The organism is Terrisporobacter muris (assembly GCF_024621905.1).
In the GTDB taxonomy this organism is placed as follows: domain Bacteria; phylum Bacillota; class Clostridia; order Peptostreptococcales; family Peptostreptococcaceae; genus Terrisporobacter; species Terrisporobacter muris.
The window spans coordinates 1-1349 of record NZ_JANKBY010000557.1; the positions used below are offsets into that span (position 1 = coordinate 1).

A 1349-nucleotide genomic window follows, 5' to 3' on the forward strand; every position below is an offset into this window, starting at 1 on the left:
TTCATTAATTATGAAATCCTTAAGCGAAGAAATTACATAAAAAAACTGTCTATTTTTATAGGCAGTTTTTTTTGAGTAACTGGGTTGTCTGAAACTGTAGCGAGGTCACCTAATTTGTAACATGAAGTGTTTCGCTGACACGTAACTCAAGCGAAGAGAATTTTTTATCTCAATAATTTCTTTTTATTTGAAATTTTATCTTCCTTCCCAAAATAAATATAATTATTATAAATTTTTGTAAATATATAGTTTTTATGGTATCCTATTATATCGACAAAATTATTTTAATTAGATTCGGAGGAATATATATGTCATTTTTACTATTAATTATAGGTTTCTTTTTCCTTATAAAAGGTGCCGATTTATTTGTGGAAGGTGCAGCATCTATAGCTAGAAAATTTAATGTACCTGCAATGGTTATAGGTCTTACAATAGTCGCAATGGGTACAAGTGCACCAGAGGCAGCAGTAAGCATAACATCATCTTTAGCTGGTCAAAATGATATGAGTGTGGCTAATGTAGTTGGTTCAAACTTCTTTAACATACTTATAGTTCTTGGTGTTTCTGCTATATTGGCAAAACTTCCTGTTCAAAAAGATACTATAAAAAAAGATACACCTTTCTTATTATTTGTTAGTGGATTATTATTGCTATTTAGTCTTGATTTAAGAGTAAATAGAATAGAAGGTCTAGTATTATTAGTTGTATTTGCTTACTTCTTAATAAACACTGTAAAAGGTGCCAAAAATGCTTCTTCAAATTCTATGGCTCAATCGGAAGTAGCTATGGAAATAGAAGTTTCTGAAGAAGTGTCTATGTCAAAAACTATATTATTAAGCATATTAGGTATCTTAGGTATAGTATTAGGTGGAGATATGGTTGTAAATTCTGCTACCGATATTGCAACAGCTTTTGGTATGAGCGCTAACTTAGTTGGTTTAACTATAGTTGCCGTTGGTACATCTTTACCTGAATTTGTTACTTCTGTAGTAGCTATCAAAAAGGGTGAAACTGAAATAGCTATAGGAAATGTTATTGGCTCAAATATATTTAATATTTTATTAGTTTTAGGGTTAGCTACAACGATCAAACCAATTGCAATAAGTATGTTAGCTTTAACGGATATAATATTTATGGTTGCAATAACTGTTCTTTTATACATATTTATGAAAAAAGATAATTCTCTTGTTAAAAAGCAAGGTTTAATATTAATTGCTATTTATATAGCATATATGGCTTATACTATTATGAGATAAAACAACTTAATATAATCTTTTTAATAGCTGTCTTACATTTAAAGTTTGACGGCTATTTATTTATTTTGGACAATAGATATATGTAAAATATTA

Annotated in this window: 1 protein-coding gene; it reads left to right on the plus strand. The window is 28.6% G+C overall.

Annotated elements, in window-relative coordinates:
• Nucleotides 1–308: 308 nt before the first annotated feature.
• Nucleotides 309–1256 carry a calcium/sodium antiporter gene (locus NSA58_RS20250; RefSeq protein ID WP_039678091.1) on the plus strand — a complete coding sequence of 316 codons (948 nt, stop codon included), beginning with the start codon at nucleotides 309–311 and terminating at the stop codon, nucleotides 1254–1256.
• The last annotated feature ends 93 nt before the right edge of the window (nucleotides 1257–1349 follow it).

Excerpts from the sequence above, each read along its gene's own strand:
- NSA58_RS20250 (WP_039678091.1), top strand. The coding sequence starts at position 309 with ATGTCATTTTTACTATTAATTATAGGTTTCTTTTTCCTTATAAAAGGT.